A 25,540-nucleotide genomic window follows, 5' to 3' on the forward strand; every position below is an offset into this window, starting at 1 on the left:
AAGCCAACGGCCAGGCCCTGTCCGGCCGGTCATGCCGGGCTCGCGTGCCCGCAGTGACATCAGCCGCTCCGCGGCGGGCCGCGCCTGGCCGCGTTGTCGTCGGTCGCCGACGTCCCCCAGCTACCTCCCCCAGCACCCCCTGGGGGTGCCCCCAGGGGGTGCCCCCAGAGGTGCCCCCACCGCGTCGCCCGTCGCGGCAGCGACTGATGTCACGGCCTCCTCCGCCTTGCGATCCACGGCACCAGGCCCCGCTCCCTGATCCGGCCTGATCGACCGGACAGGACCTAGTCGTTGGCCGCCACGGTGAACAGTCCGCCGTCCGGATCGCGCAGGGTCACCCGGCCCACCGCGGCGTCGGCCTCCGGCGTGGTGGTGACGCTTCCGCCGAGGCGCTTCGCCGCACCCACCGCCGCCTCGACATCGGCCACCAGGAAGTACACGTGCCAGCGCGGGCGCACATGGGGGTCGGGGGCCGCCTCCACGCCGCCGCTGCTGAGCCGCGCCACGACGCTGTCGGCCTGTCGCAGCACCACATGGTCGTCCTCGTAGTCGACCTGGCAGCAGCCCGGCCGCTCACCGGCCCAGCCGAGGACCTCGCCGTAGAAGATGGCGGCGTCGAACGCGTCACGGGTACGCAGTTCGATCCAGGCCGGGGAGCTGCCCCGGGCTACGGTCCAGTCGGGCAGCACGTCGCCCTCCCAGAACCCGAACACCGCGCCGTCGCGGTCCGCCGCGAGCGCTGCGCGCCCGGTGCCGAAGGCCAGGGGGCCCACCGCGACCGTCCCCATGCGCTCCCGGATACGCGCGGCGGTCTCGTCCGCGTTGTCCACGGCGAAGTACGGCGTCCAGGACACCGCGATCCGCAGGGTGTGCGCCAGCGCTCCGATGCCGGCGATCGGTACCCCGTCGCGCAGGGCGACCGAGAACTCCTTGCCCAGCCGGGACGCGGGACGGAACGACCAGCCGAGGACCGCGCCGTAGAAATCCTGCGCCTCTACGAGGTCTCGGGCCATGAGGCTGACCCAGCACGGCGCTCCATAGACTGCATGACTTGAGGTCATGCCAGACTCGCCTCACTCTTGTGCTCCGGGGCTCACAAGCATTTCGGATTCCACCCTGCACCGCGCCACAGGACCCCGCAACGTAGGGGCCGCCCACCGCCCCGGCGGCCCGGAGTGGACGGTGGGTCCCGGGGGACGGGATACTGGGGGGGATCTGCGGCGGGGGCAGCGGGGGACCCGAGCGGCCGCTGATTCCTTCAGGGGGCCTCCCAGGAGGGAGCCGACCCATGGGTATGGGCTCTTCGTCCGGCAAGCGGATCGTCGTCACCGGTGCCACCGGGAACTGCGGCACCAGTGTGGTGAAGGCGCTCGGTGAGGATCCGTCGATCGCGTCCGTACTGGGCATCGCGCGCAGGATCCCCGCCTGGTCGCCGGAGAAGACGGAGTGGGCCGCCGCGGATCTGTCACTCGATCCCGGCCTGGAGGGGTACTTCGAAGGCGCGGACGCCGTCATCCATCTCGCCTGGAAGTTCCAGCCGACGCACGAACCGGCGGTGACCTGGCGTACGAACGTCCTCGGCAGCGTCCGCGTGTTCCAGGCCGCGGCGGCCGCCGGCGTCCCCGTCCTCGTACACGCCTCGTCGGTCGGGGCGTACTCACCGGGGCCCAAGGACCACACGGTGGACGAGACGTGGCCCACCCACGGCTGGCCGGAGGCGGGGTACTGCGTCGAGAAGGCGTATCTGGAAAGGGTCCTCGACGCCTTCGAACCGCAGCATCCCGGTATCCGGGTGGTGCGCATGCGGCCCGGCTTCATGTTCAAGAAGGAGTCGGCGAGCGAACAGCGCCGCATCTTCGCCGGGCGCTTCATCCCAGGGGCGCTCCTGCGGCCGGGCCTGCTGCCCGCCGTGCCCGGCATCGCGGGCCTGCGGTTCCAGGCCCTGCACACGGACGACGCGGCGCAGGCCTACCGGCTCGTCCTGGAACGGGAGGTCCGCGGCCCCTTCAACGTGGCCGCCGAGCCTCCTGTCGACGCGAAGGTACTGGCCCGGCTGCTCGACGCGCGCGTGCTGCGGGTGCCGCGTACGATGGCGCGCTCGATCCTGTCCGCCGCCTGGGGGATGCACCTCGTACCGGCATCGCCGCAGCTCTTCGACGCGGTGCTGCAACTGCCGCTGATGGACTGCACACGGGCCCACGACGAACTCGGCTGGTCCGCCCGGCACACGGCCGTCGAGGCGATCGAGGAGTTCCTCCTCGGGCTGCGGGAGGGCAGCGGGATGGACACCGAGCCACTCGCCGGGCACAAGGTGGGCTGACGGGCCCGGGTGAGCGGCGTCAGGCTGCCGCGCGGCCCCCGGCCGGGACCGCCTCGGCGGCCGGCGGCGGGCCGGGCGCGGTGCCGTCCCCGAACGGGCTCCCGCCCAGCTGCTCGCGGTGGTGCCGGGTGAGCCAGCCGGACCATGCTGTCCACGACGAGCGTTCCCTTCCTGCCCGTGCCCGTGCCCGGTGTGCGTTCGCGTCCAGGGGCTCCTGCCCGCGCGCCGCGCGCCCATGTGCCGCCGCGAACGCACACCCTGCCCCGCGGGTCAGGCTTCGAGCAGCTCCTTCAGGGCGGCGAGGCGCTCGCGCCAGTACGCCTTCATCCGGGCGGCCGCGTCCGCGTCGGTCAGCCTCTCGTGCGCGACGCCGACCACGGCCTTCGCCTCATCCTTGGCGGTGAAGCCGACCACGAGGCGGGTCGAGCCGTCCTCCCAGTCGGCCCGGAAGGACTTCGGAGCGGAGGCCGTACGTACCTTGATCCGCGCGCCGGGCAGCCAGCGCTCACGCAGGCTCGTGTCCGCGAACGCCTCGAAGAGGCGGTCGACGGGGACCGCGACGGTCTTGCTGGCACCGGCCGAGAAGTACCCGTCGGACTTCTGGCCGGGCGCGCGCATCCCCCGGGCCTGCTCGTACGCCACCGTGATGCTCTGCGCCCACCAGCCGTCGACTCCGTGCTCCTCGACGAGCCGGCGGGCGATCTCGGTGTGGGTGTGCCCGGTGCCACCCCAGGCGTCGAGGAGGGCGAACCATTCCTCGCCGCCGCGACCGGTGCGCTCGCGCACAGCCGCCTCGGGCAGCTGCAGGGCCCTGACTCCGGCGGCCGCAGCGGCCGTCTGCTCGGGCTCGGTGCCGGCCTTGTCGAGCAGTTGGCGACGCGCGGTCGTGTAGCTCTCGCCCGTCTTGTCCATACGGGTCCGTACGCGCGTCTTGAAGGACTTCTGCCTGGTCATCACATGCTCCCTGTCAACGGCGCGACCGCAGGACTCACGCTCCCGTCGGCCCCGCCGGATAGGGCATGCAGCCGGCATCCCGAGAACACGAGTTCCCTTTGCCCCCACGACGCCGGTGGCGTGAGCACCGGAACGGGGGTGAGGCGCGGGATGGCGCCGTCACCAGGGTACGTACCGCCCGTGGGCCGCGCAATCGTCGTGACATCCGCGGGAGGTCAGCGGCTGCCGGTGCTCCCCGCCGCCTCGTCCGGTGCCTGCACACGGCCCGCCTGGGCCGGTAGCGAGACGTCGGCCACCTGGTATGCGCGGGACTGGGTCAGGTACATCTCACGGAAGATCCCGGCCGCGCCGGGCGGGCCCGCCGCGTCGGGCCGCATCAGCTGCTCGAACGTGCCGTGCTCGGCGACCCGGCCGTGGTCGAGTACGTAGATCTCGTCCGCGTGCCGCACACTGTGCAGCCGGTGCGTGATCAGGATGACTGTCTGGCCGTCGGCGGCGAGGTTGCGGATCTGGTCGAAGACCCGCTGCTCGGCCTGGGCGTCCAAGGCGCTGGTGGGCTCGTCGACGACAAGGATCTCCGCGTCCCGCAGCCGGGCCCGGGCAATGCCCAGGCGCTGCCACTGCCCGCCGGAGATCTGATGGCCGCCCTTGTAGCCGCGGGCCAGCAGCGTCTCCCAGCCGTGCGGGAGGTCGGCGATCACCTCGTCCGCGCCGGAGTACCGAGCCGCGGCTTCGAGCAGTTCCTCGGCCGACGGGGTGTCCGTACGGCCGATGCCGACATTGACGCGCGCCGTGAAGGGCCACCGGAAGAAGTCCTGCGCCACCACCGCGATACGGGAGAAGATCTGCGCCCGGTCGGCCTCGGCGGCGTCCACCCCGTCCCAGTGGACGGTTCCGCTGTCCGGGGCGTACAGGCCGCACAGCAGCCGGACGAGTGTGCTCTTGCCGCTGCCGTTGCTGCCGACCAGGGCGACCGTCCGGCCGGTGGGGATGGTGACGTCCACGCCCTTGAGCGCGGGCTCGTTGTCCGTTCCCGGATAGGTGAACGTGACGTCCGAGAAGCGGATCTCCCTCACCTCGTCGGGCAGGTCGCGGCCGCCGGCCGGGATCGAGCGCCGGTCCGCCTCCGTGCACAGCCGGTCCAGGTCGGCGACGAACAGGCTCTCCTCGTGCAGGAAGTTGAGCTGTACGACGAGGTTCTCGAGGCTGGACGATCCGGACCGGATGGCGATGACCGCGGTGCCGGCCACGGACAGGGCCATCGCCCCGCTCCACAGCAGCAGCCCCAGCACGCCGTAGGTGGTGGCGGCCGCGATCCCCGTGCCGCCGGCGGCGATCAGCCCGGTACGGGCGGCGAGCCGCGCGAGCCGCGTCTGCTCCCGTTCGCCGGTCTGCGCCATCGCGCGGAAGTGCCGCAGCAGGAACGGCGCCACCCCGTGCACCCGGACCTCGGGCGCCGCCTGGGTGTCGATCAGCAGCCGGCCCAGCAACTGGCCGGCGCGGGCGTGCTGAATCCAGGTGTGGAACGACACGTACCGGCGGCGGGCGATCGTCAGCGAACTCCACGCGCTCGGCAGCGTCATGACGGACAGCAGGGGGAGCAGTACGGGATGCAGGACCGCCAGCACACCGGCCGCCGCGATCAGCGAGATCAGGGCGTTCACCACTTCCGTGCAGAACTTGATCATCCGGCGGGCGGACTCCGCGCCCCACTGCGCCGAGTCGAGCAGCTTGTGGAACTCGTCGTCCTCCACCGCCGCCAGCTCCACCTTCGCGACGCGTTCCAGGTATGTCTCGGTGGCGACCCGCGCGACCTTCGGCTCCAGCCGTCCCGTACCGGCCGTGGTCGCCGAGCGCAGCAGCGCTCCGATCAGTGCGGCGAGCGCCATGACGGTCATGGCGGGCGCCGCGCCGCGCAGGCGCTCGACGGTGTCCCCGCTGCTGAGCAGATGGCTCAGCACCCGGTTGACCGCGATGAGACCGATCGCCTGGACGACACCCCGGCCGATCTCGGCCGCCGCCACCACACGCAGCGCCCGTGGATCGGCCCGGTGGGCGAGCCGCACACTCATGGCGACGAGTCCCGGCAGACGCGCCACCATGGCGCGCAGGCCGAGTTCGAGGAAGGAGCCGTCGTGGGTGTTCCAGCCCATGTCGTACCGGAGCGGGCCGCCGAACAGCAGCTGTTCGGACGGTGATACCCCTTCCTGCTCCGTGGGCTCGTCGGTCGTGGCGCGCTCGCGCTTGCTCATGAGAAAACCCCCCGTGTCCCCCTGTGCTGCCTCTGGTGCTCGGACAACGCACCTGATCAGCACCCCGTAACGGGGCGGGGCGGGCGAACTCTCGACCGCAATGTGTCGCTTCGGCGATCCGGCATCTGTGGGACCTGTCCAGGTCAGGGACAGCTGTACGTGAATCCGGTGGCGGCGGTGTGCGGGGTGGGGGAGGTGATCCGCAGCTCCGCGCGGGCCCGGTAGTCGCCCCGGCCGTGGAACGTCCACAGCAGGTGGAGGCGGGCCTCGTGCTGCCCACGTGACACGCGTTCGCGCAGTTCCCCGGACGTGGTGCCGTCGCTGCGCAGCCAGCGGTACGTCAGGGTGCCCGGGCGTCCGTCCGTCCTCACCACAGCCGTGATGTCCGCGGTTCCGTCGCATTCCGGGCCCTGGGGAGCGGACTGTACGCTCACGCCGCGCACCGCCACCGTCGGCCCGTACCGCTGCCAGGCCAGGAAGGCGAGGGCACCCAGCAGCACCACGGCGGCCAGAGCGTAGCGGCGCAGTCCCGCGAACCGCCGCGTACGGCGCTGCGGGGGCAGCGGAGTCCGCCCCGGCAGGGTTCCGTGCCAGACCGTGGCGGTGCTGTCCCGCCCGTCGCGGTGGTGCGCGGCGGCCGTCACGCCCGGGCCGAAACGGAGGATCGAGCCCTCCACGCGGTCGGGGGCCGCCTCGGGGGCGGCGTTGTGGGGCCGCTGGATCCAGTGGCTGGCCAGCGCGGTCGCGCTGTACTCGGCGTCGTGGTCCGGTGGCGGCGGTGGCGGTGGCGGTTCCGGCGCCTGGGTGAAGGGGATCCGTGGGTCGTTCATTGCACCGTGCACCGCCTGGTGAGGATCTGCTGCTCCGAACTGCCGTTCGCGGCGGCCGGATCACTGGCCGCGCGGACGCTCCAGTAGCAGCCACGGCCCTTGAACGTGTGGTCGAGCGTGAGCGTGTACTGCGTGGCGCCGCTCCGTTCGAAGGTCTGCGCGGCGCCGTCCGGGCTGCCCGGCTCACCCTTGGTGTCGCCGGTCGCCCAGACCACGGTGATCGTCACCGGACCAGTTCCGTCCGTGGCGACCTCGACCGCGGCGGTCGCGGTCGCGGTGCCCGTCTGACGCAGCGCGGTGACGGCAACGGACTTGACCCGCACCGCCGGTGGGGCGGACGTGACCGGCGGTTCGGTGGTGGGGGGCGGCGCGGTGGTGGGCGGGTCGACCGGCGGCGTGCCTCCCGTGGTCGTACCCTCCGAAGGCGAGACGGAATCCGTGGGTCCGGTGGGTTCGGAGGGCTCGGCGGACGAGGCGGACTCGGCGGGTGACGGGCTCACGGTCGCCGACGGGCCCGCCGTCGGCGAGCCCGCCTCTGCCCCGGCATCTCCCGGCAGAGCGCTGGTGGTGGCGACGGCCTGGGCCGTCGACTGCCCGGCCCCGTCGTCGGTCGCCTGCGCGGAGATGGCCAGCACCATGCCCAGGATCAGGGCGAGGGCCCCGGCCAGCGCCCCCTGCCTGCCCGGCCACGGACCTCCGCCGAGGCGGTGCCCGCGGCCCAGGGACGTGGTGGCCACGGCGGTCGTGCCGGCCGGCGGCGTGCCGGCCGAGGGGAACAGCGACGGCAACAGCGCGGCGAGCGCCGCGAGTTTGCGTTGCCCCCGCTCCTCCCAGTCCGGGCCGTACGCCGCCGAGGCCAGCTCCTCCAACTCCGCCACGAAGGCCGCAGCGTTCGCGGGCCGTTCCTCGGGAGTCTTGGCCAGTCCGCGCCGGATCAGCGGACGTACCGGTTCTGGAGCCTCCTCCTCCGGCACCGGTGCGCTGATGTGTTGGAGCGCCAGCTCGGCGAAGTTCTCACCGGAGAACGGCTTGCGGCCGGTCAGGCACTCGAAGAAGGTCGCGGTGGCGGCGTAGACGTCGGCGGCCGGCGAAGCGGGCTCACCGCTCCACTGCTCGGGGGCCATGTACGCGGGAGTTCCCGCCACCCCCGGAGTGGTGCCGCGGCCGGCGGCGATACCGAAGTCGACCAGTTTGGACGAACCGTCCGCCGCCACCAGGACGTTCTCGGGTTTGTAGTCCCGGTGCACCACTCCGGCGCGGTGCGCCGCGGCCAGCCCCAGCAGCGACCCCTTCAGGACGACGAGTGCCGGCTCGGGATCCGTACGGCCCTCCCGCGACAGCAGCGTGCGCAGGGCGATGCCGTCCACCAGTTCCATGACGATGGCCGCGCCGTCCGGCGCCTCGACATACTCGTAGAGGCGCACCACATGGGGCGTGTCCAGCCCGCCGAGGAGTTGCGCCTCGGCCCGGAACTCCCGTACGAAGGCCGTGTCGCGCCGCATCCGCTCGCTGAGGTATTTGACCGCGACGGGGATGCCCGTCGCGTCGTGGACGGCGAGGACGACGCGTCCGCTGCCGCCGGATCCGAGTTCCCTGGTCTCCGTGTACCCGGGGACCGACCATGTGTCCATCCCGCCCCCTCAGCTGTGCGCACCTGCTGTCCCCACGACAGACACAGTTCCGGCCACGACCGGTTCCCGTCAACGGCCGCGTGTTCCGCGTATTCAGCGCCCCGTGATCATCCGGTGCAGGCGCTCTGCCGCGGCCCGTCCGAAGGCCGGGTCGTTGAGGTGCGTGTCGATGTCGACGACTTCCGCCGCGCTGTCCCGCAGTCCGTCCCGCAGGGCCGTGAACAGGGCCTCGTCGGCCACCGGATCGTGGTACGGGCCTCCTGGCGCGCCGAGAGTGGACAGCCCGCGCAGCGGCACGCACACCGTCACCGGCCCCGTGGCCTCGCGCAGCTTCGCGGCGACGCCCCGGCCCAGCTCGGCGCACTCGCCCACCGTCGTGCGGATGACCGTGATGGACGGGTTGTGCACCCGGACATCGCGGTCGCGAAAGCGCTCCGGAAGGGTGTCGAGCGGCCCGAACTTGACCATGTCCAGGGCGCCGAGGCTGACCACCTGCGGAACTCCCTTCCGCCCGGCGGCGCCCAGCCGGCCGGGTCCGGCGGAGAGGATGCCGCCCACCAGTTCGTCGGCCAGTTCGCACAACGTCAGATCCAGCACCCCCGCGAACAGCCCCTGTTCGGCCAGCGACTCCAGCGTCCTGCCCCCGGCCCCGCTGGCATGGAACACCAGTACCTCGTAACCGAGTTCGCCCAGCCTCTCCCGGGCCGCGTCGACACCGGGAGTCGTCACCCCCGCCATGCTCGCCGCCACCAGCGGCCTGCCGCCCGAGCCGAGATCGGCCGGCCGCAGCGCCCGCGAGGACGTGGCGAAACCCTTCGCCATCCCGGCGATCGCGTCCGCCGCGTTCGCGAGCACCGGCGCCAGCACGCTGTTGATCCCGGCGATGTCGACCACGCTGTACATCATGGTGATGTCCGCGGAGCCGACGTACGCCGAGACATCGCCCGCGGCCATCGAGGACACCATGAGCTTCGGAACGCCGAGCGGCAGCGCCCGCATCGCCCGGGTCGCGATGGACGTGCCACCGCTGCCGCCCAGGGCCAGCACACCGTGCAACCGGTCCTCGGCGTGCAGCCGCAGGACGGTCTCCGCCGCCCCGCGGGCCATCGCCGTCACGGCCGCGCCCCGGTCACCGTCCCCCCGTAAGCGGGTCAGGTCGGCCCCCGCCGCGCGCGCCACCTCGGCGCGGGGGATGTCGGCGCGTATCCGCGGCTCCCCGATGACACCGGCATCGACCACCACCACCTCCACGCCGCTCCGCAGCAGCCGCTCGCGCAGCCAGCCGTACTCCACACCCTTGGTGTCCAGCGTCCCCACCAGCGCCACGATCGCCATGACTCGTAATGTCGGGCGGATTCGAGAAAGTCACAAGAGTGCGTATCCGGAGCGAAACATGACCGAAACGCTCTGTGCGCCGACGGTTCCAGGCTCGGATACGGAGCTGCGTACGACGAGACGTCCCGGGAGGCGGGTTCATGGTCACGGTGACCGGGCGGGGACCAGCGCGCGCGAGTCCGCTACGCTCGGTGAGCGAGGACGATGTGCTGCTGCACCACCGCGTCGTACACGGATACCGGACGACGCGCACAACCGGGCCGTCGCACGCGACCTGCGCGAGGCGAGCGAGCGCAGCGCTACCTGACACCCTCCAGGTGCGCCGTCAGCCGGTCGAGGAAGACCGTCTGCGCGGCCACGAGCTTCGCCCTGGCCCGCTCGACGCCGAACCACGCAACCCGGTCGACCTCCGGGAACACGCGCATCACACCGGAGCCCCTCGGCCACTCCATGGTGAACGTCCCCGGCTCGACCAGGCCCGGATCGAGGTCCCCCTCGGCGGCCCATACGGTGACGACCTTGCCGCCCGTCTGGCGGACGTCACCGAGCGGTACGTACTCGCCCTCGGGCGGCGGCAGCCCGAGCTCCTCCGCGAACTCACGCCGGGCAGCGTCCCGCGGCTCCTCCTGCGGCCCGTACTCGCCCTTGGGAACCGACCACGCTCCGGCGTCGCGCCGTTCCCAGAACGGTCCGCCCATATGCGCGATGAGCACTTCGGTATCCCCGGCTGCCCTGCGGAAGAGCAGAAGTCCCGCGCTGCGTTTGTCCGCCATGGTTCCCAGCCTCCACCCATCAGGCGCGTTTCAGGGGCAAAAGCTACGATATTGCCATGGGAGATCGGCCCGTGGCGCCGACCGCGCCCGAGCTCATCCTCGAGACCGACGTGGGCTCGACGGTGATGAGTCCGAGCCGGGTCTATCACGTCGGGCGCGACCCTCTCAGCGAGATCGTCATCAACGACGCCCGCGTGTCGTGGCATCACGCGGTACTGCGGCCCGACGCCGACCACTGGACGCTGCAGGACGAGGACAGCACCAACGGCACGTACACCGACGGCCGGCGGATCCACGAGTGGGGTGTCGGGCCCGGCAGCGTCATCCGGTTCGGCAGCCCGGCCGACGGGCCGCGGGCCGTGCTCGTCGGACTCGCCCCACCGGAAACGGAAACGGAACCGGAAACGGAACCGGAACCGGTACGGGTACCGGAACCCGAGCCGCGCCCCTCGGCCGTCTCCATGCCGTCCGCCACCGGCACGTTCCGCCGGCCGACGACCGTACGGCCGCTGCCCGTCCGCACCATCCGTATCGGCCGCGGCGCGGACAACGACCTGGTGATCGACGACCTGGTAGTCTCGCGCCGGCATGCCGAGCTGCGGGCGGACCCCGACGGTACGTACGAGATCGTCGACCTCGGCAGTCACAACGGCACGTTCCTCAACGGCCGGCCCGTCACCGGCGACGCCCGCGTCGGCGCCGGCGACATCGTCGGCATCGGCCACTCCGCGTTCTGCCTGGTCGGCGACCAGCTCCAGGAGTACGTCGACACCGGCGAGGTGTCACTCGACGTCCAGGATCTCGCCGTCTCCGTCGACCACGGCCGCAAGGTTCTCCTGGACCACGTCTCCTTCCCCGTCGGCGAGAAGTGCCTGCTCGCCGTCGTGGGACCCAGCGGCGCCGGGAAGTCCACCCTGCTGAACGCGCTGACCGGGCTGCGGCCCGCCGACCACGGCACCGTCCTCTACGACGGCCGCGACCTGTACCGCGATTACGCCGAGCTGCGCCAGCGCATCGGACTGGTACCGCAGGACGACATCCTGCACTCCCAGCTGACGGTCCGACGGGCCCTCGGATACGCCGCCGAACTGCGCTTCCCCCAGGACACCGCCAAGTCCGAACGCCGCGCCCGAGCCGAGGAGGTCATCCGCGAACTCGGCCTGGAACAACGGGCGCAGCAGCCGATCCACAGCCTCTCCGGCGGCCAGCGCAAACGGGTCAGCGTGGCTCTGGAGCTGCTTACCAAGCCGTCCCTCCTCTTCCTGGACGAGCCGACCTCCGGTCTCGACCCCGGGATGGACCGCTCGGTGATGCACATGCTGCGCGGGCTCGCGGACGACGGCCGTACGGTCATCGTCGTCACGCACAGCGTGCTCAGCCTCGACGTGTGCGACCGGCTGCTGGTGCTCGCGCCGGGCGGCCGGATCGCCTACTACGGGCCGCCCGAGGACGCCCTCGCCTTCTTCGGCTTCGAGCAGTGGCCGGAGGCGTTCGAGGCATTCGAGAACGACCGCGACCGCGACTGGGCCGGTGAGTACCGCGCCTCCCCCTTCCAGCAGCGGTACATCGCCAACTCCACCGTCCAGCCGCCGCTGTCCCACGAGGGTCCCGCGGAGCATGTGGCGCCGCCCCACAAGGCGCAGTCCTGGGGAGCGCAACTGGGCACCCTCGTCCGGCGGTACACGGCCGCGCTGAGCGCCGACCGGACCTTCCTGGCCATCATGATCGCGCTGCCGTTCGTCATGGGTGCGATGACCCGGGCGCTGGCCGGCCCGGAGCTGGACCGGGAGACCGCGATCAACGCGCTGCTCATCCTCTGCGTGGGCGGGGTGCTGACCGGCGCCGCCAACGCCGTGCGCGAGCTGGTCAAGGAGCGGGTCATCTACCAGCGGGAGCGCGCCGTCGGGCTGTCCAGATCGGCGTACCTGATGTCGAAGGTGGTCGTGCTGGGCAGCGTCACCGTCGTCCAGGCCGTCGTACTGACCCTGGTCGGCCTCGCCGGTGTCGACCTGCGCGCCCCCGGCGGCAAAGGCGTACTCATGCCGCCGCTCGTCGAAATCACCCTGGCGGTGGCGCTGTTGTCGTTCACCGCGATGATGCTCGGCCTGCTCGTCTCCGCCCTGGTGCGGAAGGAGGAGGTCACCATGCCGCTGCTGGTCCTCCTCGCCATCGTCCAGGTCGTGTTCTGCGGTGCGCTGCTGAAGCTGCACGGGGTCCCCGGCATCGAGCAGCTGTCCTGGCTGATCCCCTCCCGGTGGGCGCTCGGGGCGATGGCGGGCACCATCGACCTCGGCCGGACCGTCCCGGCCAAGGCGGATCCGCTGTTCGAGCACTCCGCCGGGGTGTGGCTGCTCGACATGGGAATGCTGGTCGTGCTCTGCCTGCTCTTCGGATACTGCGTCGCGAAGCTGCTGCGCCGCCACGAGCCCGCGATCATGCGGAAGTAGGGCGAGGACCCATGGCCACCGAGGAGTTCGCCCCCACCCATGTGGTCCCCCGGGCCGGGCTGCCCGCCTGGGAGGCACCGGACGTGACCCGGCCGACCGAACCGCTCGACCCGTTCCTGCCCGTACGGCTGGTCGACCGGCGCGGCGACTGGGGGCAGATCCTGTGCGCCAACGGCTGGACGGCGTGGGTCGACGGCCGGCTGCTGATCGCCGTACCGCAGCCGCCGCCCGCGGCGGGAGCGCCGCTCGCCCGCACGGCGGACCCGCGCCCGCTGCTGGCCAGGGTGGAGGAGTCGCTGGCCGTTTACCGGCGCGCGGCGGGCGACCTGGCGGACGGCCGGGCGGACGGTGAGACGTTCCGGCGGCGTACGCAGGGACTGCGCGCCGGGATGGTCGTCGACGGCGAGGCGGTCTGGCTGTACGACGCGGAGCACGAGCGCTGGGTGTACTGCGACGGCACACGCCTCAGTACGTACGCGGCTTCGACGGCGCCGCGTCCGCCGGCCGGGGCCGGGCAGGCGGACGCCGGGCACGCACCCACCCAGGTCGTCGGCGAAGTCCGTGGCGGCCGCACGGGTGAACCGTGATGGTCCGCGAGCGGCACGACACCGGGCTGCCCGTGGGGAGGCCGTCCGACCTGATCGGGAAGCAGATCGCGAGCTATCTGGTCCAGGGCGAGATCGGCCGGGGCGGCATGGCCGTCGTCTACCGGGCCAAGGACCTGCGGCTGGACCGGACGGTCGCGCTCAAGCTGCTCGCCCCTGAACTGGCCCGCAACGACACCTTCCGCAAGCGGTTCGCGCATGAGTCGCGGGTGGCCGCGGCGATCGACCACCCGCACATCGTGCCGGTTTTCGAGGCCGGCGAGACGGAGGGCCTCCTGTACATCGCCATGCGGTACGTGGCCGGCCAGGATCTGCGCGCCCTGCTCGACCGGACGGGGCCGCTGCCGGTGGCCGTCGCGGGCCGGATCGCCGCGCAGGTGGCGTCCGCCCTCGACGCGGCGCACGCCCACGACCTGGTCCACCGGGACGTCAAGCCCGGCAACATCCTGGTCGCCGAGGGCACCGACAGCGACCACCCGGAACACGTCTACCTCACGGACTTCGGGCTGACGAAGAAGTCGCTGTCGCTGACCGGGTTCACCACCGTCGGCCAGTTCGTGGGAACGCTGGACTATGTGGCGCCCGAGCAGATCTCCGGGCGGCCGGTGGACGGCCGCTGCGACGTCTACAGCCTCGGCTGCGTCGTCTTCGAAACCCTGGCCGGGAGCCCGCCGTTCCGCCGCGACGACGACATCGCGCTGTTGTGGGCCCACCAGTACGATCCGCCGCCGCCCCTGACCCGCTGGTGCCCCGGTCTGCCGCCCGCCGTCGACGACGTCATGGCGAAGGCGCTCGCCAAGGCGCCCGAGGACCGGTACGACAGCTGCCTGGAGTTCATCGCCGCGCTGCGGGTCGCGGCGTCCGGGGCGGCGGGCCACGCGCCGACCCAGGTGGTCCCGGCCCCGGCCACGGAGGGCACGGAGCCGGGGCCGCCGCCTCTGCCACCGCGCTGGGCGCTGCCGGTGTTCCCGGAGCTGGACGGGTGAGTCCGGAGTTCAGCCTTCCGGTTTCGGCTCGGGGGGCTTCGGCTCGGGGGGCTTCGGCTCGGGAGGTTCCTCGACCGCGCCCCTGCGGCGGACCCGGGAGGCCATCAGGCTGCCGAGGAAGCCGGTGATCAGTCCCCAGAGCACCGCCATGCCGAGCGTCCGCCACAGGTGCGGCCGGAGCGAGACCTCGCCGGCCAGGCCGCCGTCGAGGTCGCCGATGCCCAGCAGCGAAAGCCCGTAGTGGGCGGAGACCCGCACGGTCAGGCAGATCATCAGCACGGTGAGGGCCAGGGCCACCGCCATGTGCACGGCGTGCTGCCAGGACCGGGTGCGGGCGGGTGACCGTACCGCCATGACGAAGGCCGCCGCCAGCAGCAGTACGGCGGCGACCACCACCAGCCAACGGGCCCGGCTGTCGTAGTCGGCGAGCGTGCCCACGCTGAGGGTGGAGTTCTCCGGGGTACGCAGGACCTGGTCCAGCACCTTCGGCATCGGCAGCCCGAAGGGGCCCTCCAGCTTTCCCTCCCACGACCCGCCGATGCCGAGGGTGAGGGCGAGCCAGGCGAGGTTCGGCAGGCCGAGGAGGATCACGGCGAACGTCTCGGCGGGACGGCCGCGGGTCGCCGCGACGACGAGGCCGATGACCAGGGCGACGACGACGTACGTGAGCAGCAGCAGCACCATCGCGTACGCGGCCGGGCGCACCGACTCCTGGAAGCGGACCAGCCGTGCGGGGAGCGGGGCCCGGCGGGACACCAGCAGGGCCAGGGCGAGGACGCCCAGCAGCCACAGCAGTCCGAAGATGAGGGTGAGCGGGACATCGGTGCGGAATCCGACGGTGGGTGAGGCGTCCAGCAGGTCGGTGATGTCACTGGCCGGGGAGTCCCCCAGCTCGATCTCGAAGGTGTGCCGGGCGACGAGTGCGAGTGCGAGGACTCCGGCGACCCAGAGCACGGCCATCCGGGCGGTCCGGGCGGCCAGTTCGCGCGGCCGGGCGATGGCCCGGTGGCGCAGCGGGCGCAGGAAGCCGAAGGCGGTCACCAGCGCACCGGCGAGACTCACCGACAGGGGCAGCACGCTGAGGTCCGCGTTGGTCTCCGCGAGGAATCCGGCGCCGCCCGTGATGTCCACGGAACCGCCCACGGCCATCACGACGACGGCGGCCACGACCCGAGGCAACGCATTGCCGGGCAGGTCCGCCGCACCGGCCGCCCAGAGGCCGAGGGCGGCCACGATCACCATGGCGGCCAGGCCTTCGAGCACGGCCACGAGGGCGTCGAGCCAGTTGTGTGCGGCGCCTGCCATGGTGCCGCGCGGGGAGGTCGGTCCCTTCTGGATCACCTTGTCACGTTAAGCAAGGGGGAGATGCGGCGCCCGCTGGGAGGGCCGACCGCGTCCGCTTGCGGGCCGTACGGGTGCGGAGCACACAATTAACCGCAAGTGCGAAGAAAGCGGAGAGAACAGAACCCATCCGGCAGGAAGGAAGGGCGCGTGAGCACCGAACCGTCGTCCGGCCGCCCCACAGGCCCCCCTTCGGGCCCCCTCTCGGGCGGCCCTTCGGGGTCCGGTCCGTCGCCGCCCGGACCACCGCCGGTTCCGCCGCCCGGACCACCCGCCGGCCCCCCCTCGGGGCCGCCGTCCGGAGTCGGGGGTACGGGGCAGGACGGGGGCCGGGGTGCGGGCCGCCCCTGGTGGCGGTCGGTGCCCAGAATCGCGACCGTCGCCGTCGCGCTGGTCGCCGCGGTGGTGCTCGCCATCGTGCTGACCCGCCCCGACAACGGCGGACCGGGCACGAACGGGGAGGTCTTCCTCCAGGCCGCCTCCACGGCCGGACCCGATCCGTACACCGAGTCCTCCGCGCGCGAGGCGGCCCCCTCTGTGCCGCCGCCCACCACCGCCACCACGACGCCGTCCGAAACCAACGTCATGCGCAGCGTGGCGGGTTCGGAGCCCGGCCTGTACGGCGGGACCCGCGACGCGGCCAGTTGCGACGTCGAGAAGCAGATCACCCTCCTCACGGCCGACCCGGCCAAGAACAGCGCCTTCGCCTCGGTCCTGAACATCCGGCCGTCCGACGTCCCCGCGCATCTGCGCTCGCTGACGCCCGTTCAGCTGCGCATGGACACCCGTGTCACCAACCACGGCTACAAGGACGGTGCGCCCACCAGTTATCAGGCCGTCCTGCAGGCGGGCACGGCCGTCCTCGTCGACGACCGCGGTGTGCCGCGGGTGCGCTGCGCCTGCGGCAATCCCCTGCTCCCGCCGGTCGCCCTGAAGGGGACGCCCCGGCGGACGGGCCGGCCGTGGCCCGCGTTCCAGCCGTCGAACGTCGTGGTCGTGGCACCGTCCGCCCAGGTCGTCAACGTCTTTATCGTCTTCGACCCGGAGAACGAGGACTGGTTCGCCCGCGAGAAGGGTGCCGACGGTCGCGAGGACAAGAAGGTCCCGCCCCCGGTACGGCCGTCGCCCGAGACCTCGGTGCCGGGCACCGCGTCGCCGTCCGGCCCGACGTCCCTGCCGCCCGAGCCGCCCCCCGGTGAGTCCTCCGAGCACCCGCCCGCCTCGGAGCCCCCGCCCCCGGACTCGCCGCCGGACTCGCCGGACTCGCCGGACTCGCCCCCGGACTCGCCGGACTCGCCGGACTCACCCCCGGACTCGCCGGACTCACCCCCGGACTCGCCGGACTCGCCGCCGGACTCGCCGTCGCCCGGGTCCCCGCTCGACTCGCCGGTCTCCCCGGCGACGTAGGGGGCGATCCGGCTTGTCCGACCGGTTCCTGTCCGGGCCCGCTCCGCCGGAGGGAGAGGGCGAAACCAGCCGCTCCTGTCGCCGACGCTGTGCGGGAGCGCCGGCTGGTCCGGGTGGGCAGCGAGGAGGAGATGGCCCGGTGTTACGCGCGGGTCGCAGTGGTCCTGCCGGCCGAGCTGTCCGACTGGGAGCGCGAACACCTCGCTGCGGCCTGCGAGCGACTGGGCCTGCTGCTGGAGCGGGCGGCCGAGCGGGCCATCCGGTGCGGGCGGAGACGGACCTGCTCGGCGGCGGCAGGACGCCACCCGGCGCGAGCTGGTCGGTTCGTCAGGCGCTGCCCGACGGCATGGCGGCCTGGGCCTATCTGCCGCTGATCGCCTCCGGCCGCCCCGTGGGCACCTGTGTCCTCGGCTACGCCGAGCCGCACCGCTTCTCGTCGGACGGACGGGCGGGCCTGACCAGTCTGGGCGGGCGGTTTCATTGCCCAGGCGCTCGAACGGGCCCGCCGGTACGACGCCGAGCACCGGCCGGCCCACGGGCTTCAGGAGGCCCTGCTGCCCCACACCCTGCCGGTCCTGCCGGGCCTGGAGGTCGCCGTCCGCTATCTGCCCGGAACGCACGGTATGGAGATCGGCGGTGACTCCTACGACCTCATCCGCACCGGTGGCACGGCATCCGCACCGGTGGCACAGCCGCCGCCGTCATCGGGGACGTCCAGGGCCACAACGTGACCGCGGCCGGCCTGATGGGGCAGGTCCGTACCACCGTCCGCGCGTACACGGCCGTCGGGCAGTCGCCCGGCGATCATCTGAACCTGGCGCGCGGCTGTGCACTGGTCGCCCGGGCCTGATCGAGGCACCCGGGGTCGATCTCGACGAATCGCCGGCCGACAGCTCGCCCCGATGCTGCTGCGTTCTCCCTTCGAGAAGTCCGGCGATCGGTGAGAAGGTGGCTGCATGGCTGAGCGGGGTGCGACTCCGGCCGCCGTGTCGGTGCCGGACGACTGGCCGGCCCATGCGGATCTGAGTCTCGCGCTCAACCGCATGGGCAGCTTCGACTGGGACCTCGACAGCGGGCTGATGTATCTGGACACGCCCGCGCTCGAGGTCTTCGACCTGCACGACGGCGAGTACGACGGCCACCCGGCCACCCTGGTGAACCGGGTGCCGCCGGTCGAGGCGGTGCGCCTGGACAGCCTGGTGTCGAAGGCTCTCAAGGACGGCAGGACGGCGTACGGCGCGTACTTCAGGATCCGCTGCCGCGACGGGACACTGCGCTGGACGCACACCCAGGGGCACATCGAGCGCGACCGGGACGGCCACCCCCACCGGATCATCGGCATCGTGCGGGACGCCGCCCAGGAACTCACCGACGCGACCGCCCGGTTCGAGCTGGACGAGGGCCGGCGCCGGATGACCGGCGTGGTGGAGCGGACGACCGCCATCCTGGCGCACGCCAGGACCGTCAGCGAGGTCACCGACGTACTGAAGGACCCCGAGGCGCTCGGGCATCTCGGCGCGGTGAGCGTGATGCTGGGCGTGGTCGACGGCGGGCGCATCCATCTGGTTGCCGAGGGCCAGCTCGGCGCGAACGTGCCGGAGTTCGAGTACACGCGGATCGACGCGGACTTCCCCATGAGTGAGGTGGTACGCACCCTCCAGCCCCGCTTCATCGCCTCCCGCGAGGAGTTCGAGTCGTGCTATCCCGTCCTGTGGCCGCACATCGAACCGCTGGCCGTCGGGTCGGGCGTCTACCTGCCGCTGATCGCGCAGGCCCGGCCGATCGGCGTGCTCGGCCTGCTCTACGCCCGCCACGGCGACTTCGCCCGCGAGGAGCGCAACCTCCTGGTCGCGCTGGCGAGCAGTATCGCGCAGAGCCTCCAGCGGGCGATCCTGTTCGAACAGGAGCACGATCTCGCCGAAGGGCTCCAGCAGGCGATGCTGCCACGCCGTATCCCGCGCATCCCCGGCGCGGAGGTCGCCGTCCGCTACCGCTCGCCACGCATGGGCCAGGACATAGGCGGCGACTGGTACGACGTGATCCCGCTGCCCGGCGGGCGGGTGGGCGTGATGATCGGCGACGTCCAGGGCCATGACACGGACGCGGCGGCCATCATGGGCCAGCTGCGGATCGTGCTGCGCGCGTACGTGGCAGAGGGCCACCCTCCCGCGACCGCGATGGCGCGGGCCTCCGCGTTCCTGCACGAGCTGGACACCGACCGCTTCGCGACCGGCACGTATGCCGAGGCCGACCTGGCCACCGGCGTGCTCCAGATCGTGCGGGCCGGACACCTCGACCCGTTCCTCCGGCGCGGCGACGGGACCTGCCGGCGGATCCCGGTGGCCGGCGGACTGCCGCTCGGGCTGTCGGTCGACTTCGGTACCGGCGGCGGCCTCGGCTACCCGGTGACCACGATGGAACTCGACCCGGGCGAAACGCTCCTGATGTGCACCGACGGCCTGGTGGAACGGCCGGGAGCCGATCTGGACGACGGACTCCAGCGGTTCATGCAGACCGTGCGCTCGGGGCCGGCCGACATCGAGGAACTGGCGGACCAGCTGTGCGACATGCTCGGCGAGCAGGGCGGCGGCGACGACATGGCGCTGCTGCTCCTGCGCCGCCGGGGCACGGACGCGCCGAAGGCCGGTGGCCGGCTCCAGCAGCACGTCGCCCAGTCCGACCCCGAAGCCCTGGCGTCGGCCCGGCACATGATCCGCGCCGCAGCGTCGGCCTGGGGCGCGGGTGAGGTCTCGCGCGAGATCGAACTGGTCGCCGACGAACTGATGACCAACTCCCTCGTCCACACCGAGGGCGGGGCGCTGGTGACGATCCGCGTGGTGGCGCGCGGCAGGGGGCGCTGGCTGAGGGTGGAGGTCCAGGACACGTCCAGCGCGCTGCCCCGGCCCCGAGAGGCCGGCGAGTCGGGTGTCTCGGGGCGTGGGCTGTTCCTCGTCGGCCATTTGGCGGACGTGTGGGGCGTGGAGTCGCGCGGCAGCGGGAAGTGCGTGTGGTGCGAGTTCACCGTCCCCGAGCGCGACTGATCCCTCCCGCGGTGTCACCCCGGCGGCGCCGCGTGTTCTTCCCGGTGTTTCCCTGACCCCCTGGTGCGTTGACGTGTGCACGGCGATGCTGACCGCTGACAGCGCTTACCGCGTGCACAATCACCCGCATTCCAGGAGAAGTTGTGGGCTTCAGGATCGCCAGCCGGTCCGTCGTACTGTTCGCGACGGTGACCGCCCTGACGGTGGGGGCGATCTCCCCGGCCGTCGCCGACACCACCCCCGACCCACGTCCCCGTAACGCCGCGGAGGTACTGCGGCCCATCGCGCCACCACCCGCGAGCGTGCCCGGCGGAACCCCGAGATCCGTTGCCGACGGGGACGGCATCGAAACCGCGCGCAGCACCCGCCCGGTCGCCCCCGGCATCGAACTCACCTCGTACGACCGGCTCGAATCCGACAAGTGGCTGCGCGTCGACGCCCTCTCCGTCGACCTCGACGGCAGCGGAGTGCAGCCCGACTACCTCTCCTCGGGCAGGGTCGCAGACCGCCGTACGGTCTCCGAACTCGCCGCCCGCCACGCACCGGGGGCGGGCCGCCGCACGGTCGCCGCGCTCAACGCGGACTTCTTCGACATCAGCCAGACCGGCGCGCCCCTGGGGCCGGGCATCAAGGACGGCAGACCCGTCCACTCCGCGGCCGCCGGTGCCAACCGGGCCGTCGGCTTCGGTCCCGAGAGCGCCGGGCGGGTGCTCCAGCTGTACTTCGACGGGACCCTGACCGCCCCCTCCGGTGCGCACCCCCTTGCCGCGTACAACGCGGCGAACGTACCGCCCGGCGGGATCGGCGCGTACACCGCCGGCTGGGGTGAGGCCGACCGGGCGCTGACCGTGGACGCCGCAACTCCCGTCGCCGAAGCGCTGGTCCGGGACGGCCGCGTCGTCTCCGTGACCGGCCGGCCCGGCAGCGGGACCATCGCGGCGGACTGCACCGTCCTGGTCGGCCGCGAGGCAGGCGCCGGCGTGCTCGCCGCGCTGCGGCCCGGCGACCCGGTGGTCCTGGAGTACCGGCCGCGCACCGACAGCGGCCCCGTGCCGCGCACCGCGGCCGGCGGCCGCGAACTGCTCGTCGTCGACGGCGTACCGCAGAACCACGAGGGAGCGGGCAACAACACCGCCGCGCCGCGCACCGCCGTCGGCTTCTCCCGCGACGGCCGGCAGATGCAGGTGATCACGGTCGACGGCCGGCAGGCCGACAGCGGTGGTGTCACCCTCACCGAACTCGGCCTGATGATGGAACGGGCCGGTTCGCACAGCGCCCTCAACCTCGACGGCGGAGGCTCCTCCACCCTGATCGCCCGCGAACCCGGCAGCGACGCCCTCCAGGTGGAGAACAGCCCCTCCGACGGCAGCGAACGCACGGTCCCCAACGGCCTCGCCCTGACCGCGCCGGACGGCAGCGGCCGACTGCGCGGATTCTGGGTCGAGACCCGCACCCCCGCCTCGGCGGCCCCGACCACCGGCCCGGTGAGGGGCGGCCACCCCGAGCGGGTCTTCCCCGGCCTGACCCGGCGGCTCACCGCCGCGGGCTACGACGAGACGTACGGACCGGCGGCGGGAGACCCGCGCTGGCATGCCGTACGGGCATCCGTGGGCCGGGTCGACGACGCCGGGCTCTTCACCGCACACCGGCCCGGCAGTACGGAAGTCCGCGCGGAACGCGCAGGCGCCCGGGGGAGCACGGAGCTGACCGTGCTGGACGAACTCGCCCGCATCGAGCCGACCACCCGTCGGGTCGGCCTCGCGGACGCGTCGGCGACCGGGACCTTCGGCCTGGTCGGATTCGACCGACACGGCGCCGCCGCACCCGTGGAACCGGCCGATGTGACTCTGGACTACGACCGCTCGCTGTTCGACGTCGATGACGACGGCCGGGGCTCCTTCACCGTCACCTCCCGCACCGGCAGCGGCGCCGGAGCGATCACGGCCACCGTCGCGGGCACCAGCACCGTCCTCGCCGTCAGTGTCGGCCTCGCCGACAGCCAGGTCTCCGGCCTCGACGACGCCGCGTCCTGGACCTTCAGCCAGGCACGCGCGACCGGCAGCACCGAGGCCACACCCTACGGCCGGAGCGGCACCGGGCTGAAACTGACCTACGACTTCAGCCGGTCGACCGCGACCCGCGCCGCATACGCCAACCCGCAGCGGCAGATCGCCGTTCCCGGTCAGCCGCAGTCCTTCAGACTCTGGATCAACGGCGACAGCAAGGGCGCCCGGCCGACCCTGCACCTCAAGGACGCAGCCGGATCGGACCAGTTGCTGCGCGGGCCCTTCGTCACCTGGACCGGCTGGCGGCAGGTGACCTTCGCGGTGCCGCCCGGCGCCGCGATGCCGCTGAAGGTGCACCGCTTCTACCTCGCCGAGACGGCGGCCGCGAAGCAGTACACCGGCGAGATCGTGATCGACGAACTCACCGCACAGGTGCCGCCCACCGTCGTCCTGCCCGAACAGCCGCGTACAGCCGACCCACTGATCTCCACCACCGCCGAAACGGAAGGTCGGGACTGGCAGTTCGCGGTGATGTCCGACGCCCGGTTCGTCGCCCGCGACCCGGAAAGTCCGATCGTGGCCCAGGCCCGCCGCACCCTGCGGGAGATCCGAGCCGCGAAGCCCGACTTCCTGGTCGTCAACGGCGATCTGGTCGACGAGGGATCGCCCGCGGATCTCGCCTTCGCCCGACGGGTCCTGACCGAGGAACTGGGCGACGCCCTGCCGTGGTACTACGTGCCCGGCAACCACGAGGTCATGGGCGGGAAGATCGAGAACTTCACCGCCGAATTCGGGCCCGCCCACCGCGTCTTCGACCACGCGGAGACGCGCTTCATCACGCTCGACACCTCCAGCCTGACCCTGCGCGGCGGCGGATTCGCGCAGATCAGGGCGGTGCGTGCGCAGCTCGACGCCGCAGCGCGCGACGACCGCATCGGCTCGGTGATGCTGATCGAGCACGTGCCGCCGCGCGACCCGACCGTACAGAGGGGCAGCCAGCTCAGTGACCGCAAGGAGGCGGCGCTGATCGAGCGGTGGCTCGCGGAGTTCCGCCGTACGAGCGGCAAGGGTGCCGGACTCATCGGCAGCCATGTGGGCGTCTTCCACGCCTCGCGCGTGGACGCGGTGCCGTACCTGGTCAACGGCAACGCGGGCAAGACGCCGGCCGGCCCGCCGGACGAGGGCGGCTTCACCGGCTGGACACTCCTCGGGGTGGACCGGGTCCCGGCGGCCGATCGGGCAGCGGCCCGGCTGGGGCCGTGGGCGGGGGGCCCGGACTGGCTCTCCGTACAGACCCGCGCGCACACCGACGCGCTGGCGCTCGACGCTCCGCCGACGCTGACTCCCGGCCGCAGCGCGGACGTTGCCGCGACCGTCACCCAGGGCAGCCGCAGGGTCTCCGTCGGCTTCCCGCTCAGCGCGGACTGGACCGGATCGCCGAACCTCCACATCGGCGCCCCGGACGACGCGCGCCACCGCCACGCTGCCTCTTTCGATCCCGCGACGGGCACTCTCACCGCGCTCCGGCCCGGGACGGTCACCCTCGCGGTGACCGTCAACGGAGTCACGCAGCGGGCCCAGACCCGGATCGCTGCCGCCGCCCGGCGCGCCTGGACGAGTCCGGGCCTCACAGGGTGACGAGGGTGACCTCGGTGGCCTTCACACTGGTCCAGACGGACACCCCGTCGGCCAGGCCGAGTTCGGCGGACGCCTCCGGGGTGATCTCGGCGACGAGGTCGGGCGACTGGTCGGAGGTGACCAGGATGCGCAGCCGGCTGCCGACGGAGGTGATTTCCCGGACCGTGCCCGGCCAGACGTTACGGGGGCTGCCGCCCGGCCGGTCGCGGTGAACGGAGACGGCCTCCGGCGCGATGATCGCCAGTGCCGGGGTGCCGTCGGCGAGCGAGTCCGCGACGACGAGCCGGCCGCGGCCCTCGGCGAGTTCGAGGCCCTCGGCGGTGGCCGTGCCCGGCCATGCGTTACGGCCGAGCATCCGGGCCACCCACGGGGAGCGCGGATGCCGGCTCACCTCGGCGGGCGGCGCGTCCTGGAGCGTACGGCCGTCATCCAGGACCAGCACCCGGTCGGCCAGCGAGACCGCCTCCACCGGGTCGTGGGTGACGATCAGGCAGACCCCGCCGAATCCGTCGAGGTGGCGGCGCAGGGTGTGCCGGACATGGGCGCGGGTGGTCTGGTCGAGGGCGGCCAGCGGCTCGTCGAGCAGCAGCAGCCGGGGCCGCGCCGCGAGCGCGCGGGCCAGCGCCACCCGCTGGGCCTGCCCGCCGGACAGCTGGGCGGGTTTGCGGTGGGCGAGGTGGCCCACGCCCAGCCGGTCGAGCCAGTCCCGCGCGGTGCGGCGGGCGGCGGCGCGCGGGACGCCGTGGGCGCGGAGCCCGTACGCGGTGTTGGCAAGGGCGCTCAGATGCGGGAACAGGGCGCCGTCCTGCGGGACCCAGGCGACGCCGCGGCGGTGCGGCGGCAGGCCGGTGACATCGGTGGCGCCGAGGCGGAGTACGGCGTGGGCGCGCGGGGTCAGTCCGAGGAGGGCGCGCAGCAGGGTGGTCTTGCCGGCGCCGTTGGGGCCGACGACGGCGATGGTGGTGCCCGGTTCGGCGTCCAGGGTGAGCCGGTTGAAGCCGGTGACCTCGGCGTGCAGCGGCCAGCGCGCGTCATCCTCCTGCCGCGCGGGGAGAACGGGAAGTTCCGCCGGGGGCGGTTCCGTACCGTCCTCCGGGCGGGGGAGCCGGGGTGTCCGGTCGGCCGGGCTCCCGGTCCAGCGGCCGCGCAGGGCGACGAGTACCGCCATCGCGATGGCCAGCAGCAGGAGGGAAACGGAGGTGGCGGCCTCGGGCTGTTCCTGGAGCAGCAGATAGACCTGGAGGGGGAGCGTCTGGGTGGTGCCGGGCAGGTTGCCGGCGAACGTGATCGTCGCGCCGAACTCACCCAGGGCCCGTGCCCAGGTGAGGGCCGCCCCGGCGATGAGGCCGGGGGCCACCATGGGCATGGTGACGGTGAAGAACACCCGTACCGGCGAGGCACCCAGCGAGGCGGCGGTCTCCTCGTAGCGTGGCCGCAGCCCGCCCAGGGCACCTTCGAGGCTGACCACCAGGAACGGCATCGCCACGAACGTCGCCGCGAGGACCGCCCCCGAGGTGTGGAACGGCAGGGTGATGCCGAAGGTGCCCTCCAGCCACGGGCCCAGCAGCCCGCGCCGTCCGAAGCCGAGCAGGAGCGCCACGCCCCCGACGGTGGGCGGCAGCACCATCGGCAGCAGGACGAGCGACCGTACGAGTGCCTTGCCGGGGAAGTCCACCCGGGCGAGCAGCCAGGCCAGCGGCACGCCGAGCAGCAGCGACAGCCCGAGCGCCCAGAACGAGACGATCAAGGAGAGCTGCAACGCCTCGGTGACCCCTGGGCTGCTCAGATGCGTACCGAGGTCACCCCACGAGGTACGGGTGAGAATCCCGATCAGCGGCAGCAGCAGGAACGCGATGGCGAGCAGCGCGGGCAGAGCCAGGGCCAGCGGGGTACGGGGGCCCGGCGAGCGACTGCGGAGACGTTTCATCGGTGGTTCCTGGGATCGTTCATCGGGTCCGGTCCGGGTCCGGGCCG

16 protein-coding genes and 2 pseudogenes are annotated in these 25,540 nt (G+C 72.8%); 8 read left to right on the plus strand and 10 right to left on the minus strand.

The window, feature by feature from the left end; all coding sequences use genetic code 11:
- Nucleotides 1–284: 284 nt before the first annotated feature.
- Nucleotides 285–1,013, minus strand: coding sequence for a VOC family protein (locus NLX86_RS21675; RefSeq protein ID WP_254373415.1), 729 nt, complete (start codon nucleotides 1,011–1,013; stop codon nucleotides 285–287).
- Between the two features lie 281 nt (nucleotides 1,014–1,294).
- Here NLX86_RS21675 and NLX86_RS21680 point away from each other — a divergent pair, with 281 nt between their 5' ends.
- Nucleotides 1,295–2,320, plus strand: a complete 1,026-nt coding sequence (locus NLX86_RS21680; protein ID WP_254373490.1) for an SDR family oxidoreductase — start codon at nucleotides 1,295–1,297, stop codon at nucleotides 2,318–2,320.
- A gap of 19 nt (nucleotides 2,321–2,339) precedes the next feature.
- Here the strand turns inward: NLX86_RS21680 and NLX86_RS21685 are convergent.
- The 7 genes and pseudogenes from NLX86_RS21685 to NLX86_RS21715 form a co-directional block, all read right to left on the minus strand.
- Nucleotides 2,340–2,462, minus strand: a pseudogene (locus NLX86_RS21685) (glutathione S-transferase family protein); the annotation flags it as partial.
- Between the two features lie 128 nt (nucleotides 2,463–2,590).
- Nucleotides 2,591–3,274: a DUF4287 domain-containing protein gene (locus NLX86_RS21690; RefSeq protein ID WP_254373416.1), complete on the minus strand. Its 684-nt coding sequence runs from the start codon at nucleotides 3,272–3,274 to the stop codon at nucleotides 2,591–2,593.
- Nucleotides 3,275–3,489: 215 nt separating this feature from the next.
- Nucleotides 3,490–5,526, minus strand: coding sequence for an ABC transporter ATP-binding protein (locus NLX86_RS21695; protein ID WP_254373417.1), 2,037 nt, complete (start codon nucleotides 5,524–5,526; stop codon nucleotides 3,490–3,492).
- A 143-nt stretch (nucleotides 5,527–5,669) separates the two neighbouring features.
- The gene (locus NLX86_RS21700) at nucleotides 5,670–6,356 is read right to left on the minus strand and encodes a hypothetical protein (RefSeq protein WP_254373418.1); all 687 of its coding nucleotides are present in this window, start codon (nucleotides 6,354–6,356) and stop codon (nucleotides 5,670–5,672) included.
- Nucleotides 6,353–7,987, minus strand: a complete 1,635-nt coding sequence (locus NLX86_RS21705; RefSeq protein WP_254373419.1) for a serine/threonine-protein kinase — start codon at nucleotides 7,985–7,987, stop codon at nucleotides 6,353–6,355. The genes NLX86_RS21700 and NLX86_RS21705 overlap by 4 nt, the downstream gene beginning before the upstream one ends.
- A 93-nt stretch (nucleotides 7,988–8,080) precedes the next feature.
- Nucleotides 8,081–9,322 carry a Tm-1-like ATP-binding domain-containing protein gene (locus tag NLX86_RS21710; RefSeq protein ID WP_254373420.1) on the minus strand — a complete coding sequence of 414 codons (1,242 nt, stop codon included), beginning with the start codon at nucleotides 9,320–9,322 and terminating at the stop codon, nucleotides 8,081–8,083.
- A gap of 299 nt (nucleotides 9,323–9,621) precedes the next feature.
- On the minus strand, nucleotides 9,622–10,095 hold the full coding sequence (locus NLX86_RS21715; protein ID WP_254373421.1) for an NUDIX domain-containing protein: 474 nt from the start codon (nucleotides 10,093–10,095) through the stop codon (nucleotides 9,622–9,624).
- A 56-nt stretch (nucleotides 10,096–10,151) separates the two neighbouring features.
- Between NLX86_RS21715 and NLX86_RS21720 the strand changes: the two genes are divergently transcribed.
- The 3 genes from NLX86_RS21720 to NLX86_RS21730 are packed head-to-tail and all read left to right on the plus strand — an operon-like array spanning nucleotide 10,152 to nucleotide 14,133.
- Nucleotides 10,152–12,542 (plus strand): FHA domain-containing protein, encoded by a 2,391-nt coding sequence (locus NLX86_RS21720; RefSeq protein WP_254373422.1) that lies wholly within the window; start codon nucleotides 10,152–10,154, stop codon nucleotides 12,540–12,542.
- A gap of 11 nt (nucleotides 12,543–12,553) precedes the next feature.
- Complete coding sequence (locus NLX86_RS21725) at nucleotides 12,554–13,129, plus strand: hypothetical protein (RefSeq protein ID WP_254373423.1); 576 nt, start codon at nucleotides 12,554–12,556, stop codon at nucleotides 13,127–13,129.
- Nucleotides 13,129–14,133, plus strand: a complete 1,005-nt coding sequence (locus tag NLX86_RS21730; protein ID WP_254373424.1) for a serine/threonine-protein kinase — start codon at nucleotides 13,129–13,131, stop codon at nucleotides 14,131–14,133. The genes NLX86_RS21725 and NLX86_RS21730 overlap by 1 nt, the downstream gene beginning before the upstream one ends.
- Before the next feature lie 9 nt (nucleotides 14,134–14,142).
- On the opposite strand, the gene NLX86_RS21735 is transcribed toward NLX86_RS21730, so the two are convergent.
- Entirely contained in the window at nucleotides 14,143–15,438 is a 1,296-nt protein-coding gene (locus NLX86_RS21735) for a streptophobe family protein (RefSeq protein ID WP_254373491.1), read from the minus strand.
- Nucleotides 15,439–15,624: 186 nt separating this feature from the next.
- Here NLX86_RS21735 and NLX86_RS21740 point away from each other — a divergent pair, with 186 nt between their 5' ends.
- The 4 genes and pseudogenes from NLX86_RS21740 to NLX86_RS21755 all read left to right on the plus strand — a co-directional run bounded on the left by NLX86_RS21740 (nucleotide 15,625) and on the right by NLX86_RS21755 (nucleotide 23,566).
- The gene (locus tag NLX86_RS21740) at nucleotides 15,625–16,881 is read left to right on the plus strand and encodes a DUF6777 domain-containing protein (RefSeq protein ID WP_254373425.1); all 1,257 of its coding nucleotides are present in this window, start codon (nucleotides 15,625–15,627) and stop codon (nucleotides 16,879–16,881) included.
- A 331-nt stretch (nucleotides 16,882–17,212) separates the two neighbouring features.
- Nucleotides 17,213–17,683, plus strand: a pseudogene (locus NLX86_RS21745) (SpoIIE family protein phosphatase); the annotation flags it as partial.
- A gap of 154 nt (nucleotides 17,684–17,837) precedes the next feature.
- Nucleotides 17,838–19,922 carry a SpoIIE family protein phosphatase gene (locus NLX86_RS21750; RefSeq protein ID WP_254373426.1) on the plus strand — a complete coding sequence of 695 codons (2,085 nt, stop codon included), beginning with the start codon at nucleotides 17,838–17,840 and terminating at the stop codon, nucleotides 19,920–19,922.
- A 143-nt stretch (nucleotides 19,923–20,065) separates the two neighbouring features.
- A complete protein-coding gene (locus tag NLX86_RS21755) occupies nucleotides 20,066–23,566 on the plus strand; it encodes a phosphodiester glycosidase family protein (RefSeq protein ID WP_254373427.1) in 3,501 nt (1,166 codons plus the stop codon).
- Here NLX86_RS21755 and NLX86_RS21760 read toward each other — a convergent pair.
- Entirely contained in the window at nucleotides 23,556–25,493 is a 1,938-nt protein-coding gene (locus NLX86_RS21760; RefSeq protein WP_254373428.1) for an ABC transporter permease, read from the minus strand. The two genes, NLX86_RS21755 and NLX86_RS21760, sit on opposite strands and share 11 nt — an antisense overlap.
- Between the last annotated feature and the right edge of the window lie 47 nt (nucleotides 25,494–25,540).

It is taken from the genome of Streptomyces sp. A3M-1-3, assembly GCF_024213665.1.
Classification (GTDB): Bacteria; Actinomycetota; Actinomycetes; order Streptomycetales; family Streptomycetaceae; genus Streptomyces.

What these genes read in the sequence shown, in the direction of transcription:
- NLX86_RS21710 (WP_254373420.1), bottom strand. Translation starts at nt 9,322, where the DNA reads ATGGCGATCGTGGCGCTGGTGGGGACGCTGGACACCAAGGGTGTGGAG.
- NLX86_RS21700 (WP_254373418.1), bottom strand. Translation starts at nt 6,356, where the DNA reads ATGAACGACCCACGGATCCCCTTCACCCAGGCGCCGGAACCGCCACCG.
- NLX86_RS21750 (WP_254373426.1), top strand. Translation starts at nt 17,838, where the DNA reads ATGGCTGAGCGGGGTGCGACTCCGGCCGCCGTGTCGGTGCCGGACGAC.
- NLX86_RS21690 (WP_254373416.1), bottom strand. Translation starts at nt 3,274, where the DNA reads ATGACCAGGCAGAAGTCCTTCAAGACGCGCGTACGGACCCGTATGGAC.
- NLX86_RS21720 (WP_254373422.1), top strand. Translation starts at nt 10,152, where the DNA reads ATGGGAGATCGGCCCGTGGCGCCGACCGCGCCCGAGCTCATCCTCGAG.
- NLX86_RS21675 (WP_254373415.1), bottom strand. Translation starts at nt 1,013, where the DNA reads ATGGCCCGAGACCTCGTAGAGGCGCAGGATTTCTACGGCGCGGTCCTC.
- NLX86_RS21715 (WP_254373421.1), bottom strand. Translation starts at nt 10,095, where the DNA reads ATGGCGGACAAACGCAGCGCGGGACTTCTGCTCTTCCGCAGGGCAGCC.
- NLX86_RS21705 (WP_254373419.1), bottom strand. Translation starts at nt 7,987, where the DNA reads ATGGACACATGGTCGGTCCCCGGGTACACGGAGACCAGGGAACTCGGA.
- NLX86_RS21680 (WP_254373490.1), top strand. Translation starts at nt 1,295, where the DNA reads ATGGGCTCTTCGTCCGGCAAGCGGATCGTCGTCACCGGTGCCACCGGG.
- NLX86_RS21730 (WP_254373424.1), top strand. Translation starts at nt 13,129, where the DNA reads ATGGTCCGCGAGCGGCACGACACCGGGCTGCCCGTGGGGAGGCCGTCC.
- NLX86_RS21735 (WP_254373491.1), bottom strand. Translation starts at nt 15,438, where the DNA reads ATGGCAGGCGCCGCACACAACTGGCTCGACGCCCTCGTGGCCGTGCTC.
- NLX86_RS21695 (WP_254373417.1), bottom strand. Translation starts at nt 5,526, where the DNA reads ATGAGCAAGCGCGAGCGCGCCACGACCGACGAGCCCACGGAGCAGGAA.
- NLX86_RS21725 (WP_254373423.1), top strand. Translation starts at nt 12,554, where the DNA reads ATGGCCACCGAGGAGTTCGCCCCCACCCATGTGGTCCCCCGGGCCGGG.
- NLX86_RS21760 (WP_254373428.1), bottom strand. Translation starts at nt 25,493, where the DNA reads ATGAAACGTCTCCGCAGTCGCTCGCCGGGCCCCCGTACCCCGCTGGCC.